General features: G+C 41.0%; 7 protein-coding genes. 5 read left to right on the forward strand and 2 right to left on the reverse strand.

What is annotated here, in order from left to right:
- From CXF78_RS06700 to CXF78_RS06720, 5 genes are all read left to right on the forward strand, one after another.
- Positions 1–232, forward strand: a 232-nt coding sequence (locus CXF78_RS06700; RefSeq protein ID WP_145991387.1) for an H-NS histone family protein, incomplete at its 5' end; no start/stop codon positions are given.
- 162 nt (positions 233–394) lie between these two features.
- Positions 395–790: an Rcs stress response system protein RcsF gene (gene rcsF / locus CXF78_RS06705; protein ID WP_102036337.1), complete on the forward strand. Its 396-nt coding sequence runs from the start codon at positions 395–397 to the stop codon at positions 788–790.
- A 152-nt stretch (positions 791–942) separates the two neighbouring features.
- Entirely contained in the window at positions 943–1,692 is a 750-nt protein-coding gene (gene tsaA / locus CXF78_RS06710; RefSeq protein WP_059744557.1) for a tRNA (N6-threonylcarbamoyladenosine(37)-N6)-methyltransferase TrmO, read from the forward strand.
- Between the two features lie 4 nt (positions 1,693–1,696).
- Positions 1,697–2,311, forward strand: coding sequence for an acyltransferase (locus CXF78_RS06715; protein ID WP_011638201.1), 615 nt, complete (start codon positions 1,697–1,699; stop codon positions 2,309–2,311).
- A gap of 114 nt (positions 2,312–2,425) precedes the next feature.
- Complete coding sequence (locus tag CXF78_RS06720; protein WP_102036338.1) at positions 2,426–4,141, forward strand: proline--tRNA ligase; 1,716 nt, start codon at positions 2,426–2,428, stop codon at positions 4,139–4,141.
- A 46-nt stretch (positions 4,142–4,187) separates the two neighbouring features.
- Here the strand turns inward: CXF78_RS06720 and CXF78_RS06725 are convergent, their stop codons facing one another.
- Both CXF78_RS06725 and CXF78_RS06730 read right to left on the reverse strand, forming a co-directional pair.
- Positions 4,188–5,567 (reverse strand): sensor histidine kinase, encoded by a 1,380-nt coding sequence (locus CXF78_RS06725; protein WP_180957072.1) that lies wholly within the window; start codon positions 5,565–5,567, stop codon positions 4,188–4,190.
- Between the two features lie 10 nt (positions 5,568–5,577).
- Positions 5,578–6,816, reverse strand: a 1,239-nt coding sequence (locus tag CXF78_RS06730; RefSeq protein ID WP_102036340.1) for an HD-GYP domain-containing protein, incomplete at its 5' end; no start/stop codon positions are given.

Genomic DNA, 6,816 nt, shown 5'->3' on the forward strand with positions numbered 1-6,816 from the left:
AATTCTTGCTCAAATTGAAAACAGTGGTTTATCAATTGAAGATTTAGGTGACGTGACGTCTTCTGTTAAAACAGCTAAAACCAAACGTGCACCACGTCCACCAAAATATCAAATCACTGTTGATGGTGAATTAATTCAATGGACTGGCCAAGGTCGTATGCCTACCGTATTCAAACAACAAGTTGATAGCGGCAAAAATATGAGCGAATTTTTAATTCCTGGTATGGAATAATTATTCTGATTAAGGGTTAACCACACCGTTATCCTTTAAAATAAAAAAGAGCTTACTTCGGTAAGCTCTTTTTTTTATAGCATTTGAGCGCTTTATCATCGGCAAGAGAAAAGGTAAACTAACCGCCGTTGATCCATTCCCCATTAATAGAAGGCTACGGCTATGACTTTTCCTCTTAAATATGCATTTATTGCCTCAGGTATAGCACTATTATTGAGCGCTTGTGCGAGTGATTATACGTTCAAAAGTAATTTAGACAGTAAAGCGATCAATGATTATTTTAAAGTCGGTGATGTAACGTTATATGAAGGTAGTGATCAACCTAAAGGAACGTTTGAAACTTTAGGTTTAGTTGAAGGCGAAGCCTGCCAAGAAACCAAACAAGATGCACCACCACAAATGGCCGTAGCACGAACCAATGCCAGAAGAGCTGCTGCAGATATGGGCGCAAATGGTTTTGTGGTTAAAAGCTGTTTTATGATTACTGAAGCAGACAATAGTTGTTTTAGCCGTGCACTTTGTGTCGGTCAAGCCATTAAAACTCCTACAGAAAAATAACAACTCAATATATTATATTGACTGCCCATAAATGATGAGTGCTCATATAACACTCATCAACATTTTCTATATTTGATTTATAACTCCCTTTGTTTGCTTAATTCAGGTATCGCATGACACAAAGCAACGATCGACACAGTCAAACAGATCTAATGAATCATAAATCTAGCGTTCCGTTTAGCAGCCAATTAAATGCTGTTGCAATATGCAGAACACCTTACAAACAAAAGTTTGGTATTCCTCGTCAGCCAGGTTTAGTCAATGCGGTAGGTTATATAGAGTTTGAACCTGCGTTTAATCACATTGATGCCGTAAGAGGAATAGAGCAATATTCACACTTATGGTTATTATTTTGTTTCCATGAAAATCTGGCTCAAGGTTGGAAAACCACCGTTCGCCCTCCCCGTTTAGGCGGCAATGAAAAATTAGGTGTCTTTGCAACTCGTTCAACATTTCGGCCAAATGGAATCGGTCAGTCCGTTGTTAAATTGCACGGAGTGGTTAATCGTAAAGGTAAAGTGTGCTTAGTAATATCTGGAATGGATTTATTAGACGGCACGCCGATTGTCGATATCAAACCTTATATTCCGTTCTCAGATGTTATTATCGATGCACAGGGTGGCATTGCCCAAGATGCACCGATATTAGTTCCACTTACTTATACACCGTTAGCGACAGAGCAAATAGATCACTACAGCCAACAAGAGCAGTACCAAGATTTAGCCGCGCTTATTGAAGGGGTATTGTCGCAAGATCCTCGTCCTGCATACAAAAAAGCCAAAAACGATCCCAAACTTTATCAAGTGGCATTATACGACTTAGATATCTTTTGGCATATCACAGCTCAAGGTATTGAAGTGTTAGAACTCAAGCCGACAAAAGTTGAACTGTTGAAGGATTAAATTAATGGCAGACATAGATTATCAAGCACAACATAAGAAACGCTTATCATGGATGCCATGGCTGTATTTTTCACTTAAACCAAAGCATTTATCATGGGCAAAACCTTGGCAAGATGACATTCAACAACGGTTATGTCAGCTTGAAACCATTCATATAGGTGAACAGTGTTTTATTGCCCCACAAGCTCAGCTTTTTGCCGAACCGGGTCGTGATATCTCTATAGGTAACCAATGCATGATTGCCGCTGATGTGTTTATGCATGGTCCAATCACCCTAGGCAATGAAGTGGCCATTAACCATGGCTGTAGTATAGACGGGGGCCGAAATGGTATCAAAATTGGCAACCAAACTCGTATTGCTAACAACGTCACGATTTATGCCTTTAACCATGGTATGTCACCCAGCGAACCCATTTATAAACAACCCGCGACATCAAAAGGTGTAGTGATAGGCCAAGATGTATGGATTGGCGCTCAGGCGGGCATTGTTGACGGTGTCACCATTGGAGATTGTGCGGTGATTGGCATGGGCTGCATTGTCACAAAAGATGTACCCAATTTTGCTATTGTTGCTGGTAATCCAGCCCGAGTTATTGGCGACCGACGCGATAAAAAATAGCCAGCTACCATTTAAGTATCACAAAGCCATCTTTTGAGTCGAATTAGCAGGTGACATCATTGATTCAGGTGCTAAAATGATGCTAATTCATAGCAACTATTTTGGACATCGGGAATGCGAGTTAGCAAGTACCTGCTTTCAACACAAAAAGAAACCCCTGCTAATGCAGAGGTGATTAGTCATCAGTTAATGTTACGAGCCGGTATGATCCGTCGTAATGCTTCAGGTCTCTACACTTGGCTTCCGTCAGGTTTACGTGTTTTACGTAAAGTTGAAGCCATTGTTCGTGAAGAAATGAACAAAACAGGTGCTATCGAAATATTAATGCCGTTAGTCCAGCCTGCAGATCTATGGGTTGAAACGGGTCGTTGGGATAAGTTTGGTCCTGAGTTATTACGTTTCCAAGACCGTAATAATCGTGACTTCGTATTAGGGCCAACCCATGAAGAAGTGATCACCGATTTAGTCCGTAAAGAATTAAGTTCTTACAAGCAACTACCGCTAACACTTTACCAAGTACAAACTAAGTTCCGTGATGAAGTACGCCCTCGCTTCGGCGTCATGCGCGCGCGCGAATTCTTGATGAAAGATGCCTATTCTTTCCATTTAGATCAAGAAACCATGGATAACACTTACCACGCTATGCATACCGCATACAGCAATATTCTGACTCGTATGGGCTTATCATTCCGTCCAGTACTGGCTGATACTGGTTCTATCGGTGGTAGCATGTCGCATGAATTCCATGTGCTGGCTAACAGTGGTGAAGATTTAATCGCTTATTCAACGGGTAGCGATTATGCCGCTAACATTGAAAAAGCCGAATCACCAATGCCAACCGATACTCTTGCCACGCCGACTGAAGCAATGACGTTAGTGGATACGCCTAACGCCAAAACGATTGCTGAGTTAGTTGAGCAATTTAATGTAGTCATCACTAAAACGGTTAAAACCTTAATCGTAAAAGGTGCTACTGACGAAGTGCCATTAGTTGCATTAGTTATCCGTGGCGATCACGAACTTAACGAAATTAAAGCCGACAAGCTTGAATTAGTCGCGTCACCATTTGAATTTGCTTCAGAAGCAGAAATTCGTGCTGCAGTTGGAGCAGGTCCTGGTTCTATAGGACCTGTTGGCTTAACGATGCCAATTATTGTTGATCATAGTGTCACTGTGATGAGCGATTTTGCCGCGGGTGCTAACGCTGAAGATAAGCATTATTTTGGTATTAACTGGGACCGCGACTTGCCTCTAGCGACTGCTGCGGATATCCGTAATGTGGTCGAAGGTGAACCAACGCCTGATGGCTTAGGTACGTATGCCATGGCTCGTGGTATTGAAGTCGGCCATATCTTCCAGTTGGGAACAAGTTATTCTAAATCAATGAATGCCACTGTGTTAGACGAAAACGGTAAAGCCCAAGTGTTATTGATGGGTTGTTACGGCGTTGGCGTGAGTCGTATTGTGGCTGCTGCTATTGAGCAAAACAACGATGACCGTGGCATTACCTGGCCTGAAGCTATTGCACCGTTTACTGTAGGCATTTTGCCAATGAATATGCATAAGTCACATCGTGTAGCTGACATTGCCGAAAAACTTTACCAAGACCTGGCTGATGCTGGTGTTGAAGTATTGATGGATGATCGTAAAGAGCGTCCTGGGGTTATGTTTGCCGACATGGAGCTCATTGGCTTGCCGCATGTTGTCGTGATTGGCGATCGCAATATTGATGCTGGTGTATTTGAATATAAAAACCGTCGCACGGGTGAGAAACAAGATATTCCATTCGATAAGATTGTGGCGTTTTTAACAAATGCTGCTAAAGGCTAGTTATTAACGATATAACCTGAAAAAACGCACTTTAGAGTGCGTTTTTTTATCGCTGCAAAACACTTGTAATATTTTTGATATAAATATCGATTTCAAGGCCTTGATTCAACTCTGAAATAATCTCAAGCCTACCGCCTAATTTTTGCGTTACTAGATTATACACAATAGACATGCCTAACCCTGTGCCACCAATGTTGCGTGCAGTAGTAAAAAAAGGTTCAAATATTCTACGCTTTACTTCAGGGCTCAAGCCTTTACCATTATCTTTGTAAAACATCTTTATTTCATCACCACAGTAATTTGCGCCTAATATAATTCGCTTTTGTCCTACAAAATCAGCAGGAAATGCATGTCGAAAACAATTGGACACCAAATTAGTAAAGATTTGTGCTATAGCACCAGGATAAGATTCAACAACCAAGTCTGGTTCTATTTGAATATCAAGTTCGATACCTTGCTTACGGGTTAATGGCCTAAGAGGGGAAGATATTTGCTCCAAATATTCAGTTAAATTAACCTGCTCTTTTTCTAAAATAAGCTGGTCAGCTGCTGTGCGTTTAAAGTTATGAACTAACTCTGCGGCACGCGATAAATTACGTTCAATTAAATGTAATCCGTCAGTGAGTGTATGGATAAACTCTTCAAAGTCTTGTTGTTCTAATTCACCCGCGGCGAATAAGGCTTTGAGTTTAGTTAATTCATCGATACAGTGACTGGTTGATGTCACCGAAATACCTAATGGAGTATTCACTTCATGTGCAACACCAGCAACAAGATTACCTAAGGCGGCAAGCTTTTCGCTCTCTATTAAACTGGCTTGTGTCGCTTGTAAGTTATTTATCGCATTTTTTAACTCCGCAGTTCGCTTTTCAACTTCTGCTTCTAAGGCAACATTATTCAATTCAAGTTCATTTTGATAAGCTTTGACCTTTTTCGCATTGACAGCCCTACCATACAAATCAGCCAAAGAGCTCACAAATGATTGCTCATCACGGCTCCAATGCCTAATTCCCCCCTTATGCTCGCAACAGACAATTCCGATCATTTTACCAGCATGTCTTATTGGGCTGTCTAACATGGCTGTGATTGCATTGGGACGCAAATAAATATCTTTAAACTCACAGGTCGCAGGATCTGTCATCGCATCACTGGCAGCAATTGTTCTTTCTGTATCTAGGGCGCGAAAATACCCCGGAAATTCTAAGCGAGTTAGCGTGATATTATTTTGCTTAGTTTGATTATCAACTAATAAAAAACAACCGATTGATTGGTTATCTTCGGTTAACAGCCATATACCCGCCCTATCAATGTCAAGTCCGCGACAAACTGAATCGATAATCAATTTTGAAGCCGAATCTAAGTCGCCGGTATCAATCAATTCAGACTGGCTGACAGCCAGTAATACTTGCTCTAAATTCTGATTCATAATCTTTGGCTTAATGTGTGCTTTGTGCAGGTTCATCTGGCATTTGCTGCTGTATCTCAACAAACTTATCAAGCAAGATTAAACTGGCATCACACATCAAAGGATCAAATTGCTTACCTGACTGCTCAATTAAATAATCTCTTACTTTTTCAGCTGACCAGGCGTCTTTATAACTGCGTTTTGACAAAAGTGCATCAATCACATCGACAATAGCCATAATGCGACCTTCAATAGGTATAGCATCAGCAACTAACCCACGAGGATAGCCATTACCGTCCCATCGTTCATGGTGTGTATAGGCAATACGAGCACCCATTTTGGCTATGATACGATTTGATGCCGCAAGTAAGTTGTATCCTTTTTCTGCATGGGTTTTCATTATCTCCCACTCGCTATCGGTCAACTTACCGGGTTTATGTAAAATGCTTTCAGGAATACCTATTTTACCCACATCATGCAAAGGGGCTGCATAGCGCATGGTTTCAACAAAATCATCGTTCATACCAATATAGTTAGCCAGCATTTCACTCATCACCGCCACACGCCTTACATGAGCACCGGTTTCTTTACTGCGCTGCTCAATCGCATCACCAATAATTAAGATCAGTTCGCGTTGTGTTTGTTGGACGTTTTCTTTGCTTGAAAGGTTTTCAAAGGTCAGACTGACGTTAGCGGCAAACAATTCAAGGATCCTGACTTGCAACGGTGTTAATGCGCTGTCGTGTTGGAGGTATAAAATACTGGTTACATCTTGGCCAAATTTATAAAAGCCTACATAAATATTATCGTGAACTATCGACTTCTCTAAACTAATGGCTTCAATAATATACTCTTTTACTTCACCCGGAAGTGATTGGACATTTTCTATTTCAGAGTAACTGACCATATTGCCAGTCGCTGCTAATAGGTTCATATGAGTATCTTGGTAGAGATCTTTACGAAAACTGGTTAAATAGAGCGCTGAACTATTTAAATTAAGTAATTGCAATGTTTGCTCAAGAACGGCACTGCCAAAATTATGAAGAGTATGGCTTAATAGCACTGAAGAAGAAGCTTGGATGACTTTCTCCATCCCAAGCTGACTTTGTTCAATGGTTTTAATATCACGGTATGAACGCAAGGAAGCATAAACACACGATTTAAGTTTGGTAGCGGTTAATTCAGTTTTTGCTTTGTAGTCATTGATATCAAACTCTCTGATCACCCTTTCTTCAGGAGCACAGCCCGGCTGGCCAGTGCGAAGAATAAT

This window comes from Shewanella sp. 11B5 (assembly GCF_002836795.1).
GTDB classification, from domain to species: Bacteria; Pseudomonadota; Gammaproteobacteria; order Enterobacterales; family Shewanellaceae; genus Shewanella; species Shewanella frigidimarina.

What these genes read in the sequence shown, in the direction of transcription:
- rcsF (WP_102036337.1), top strand. Translation starts at nt 395, where the DNA reads ATGACTTTTCCTCTTAAATATGCATTTATTGCCTCAGGTATAGCACTA.
- tsaA (WP_059744557.1), top strand. Translation starts at nt 943, where the DNA reads ATGAATCATAAATCTAGCGTTCCGTTTAGCAGCCAATTAAATGCTGTT.
- CXF78_RS06715 (WP_011638201.1), top strand. Translation starts at nt 1,697, where the DNA reads ATGGCAGACATAGATTATCAAGCACAACATAAGAAACGCTTATCATGG.
- CXF78_RS06720 (WP_102036338.1), top strand. Translation starts at nt 2,426, where the DNA reads ATGCGAGTTAGCAAGTACCTGCTTTCAACACAAAAAGAAACCCCTGCT.
- CXF78_RS06725 (WP_180957072.1), bottom strand. Translation starts at nt 5,567, where the DNA reads ATGAATCAGAATTTAGAGCAAGTATTACTGGCTGTCAGCCAGTCTGAA.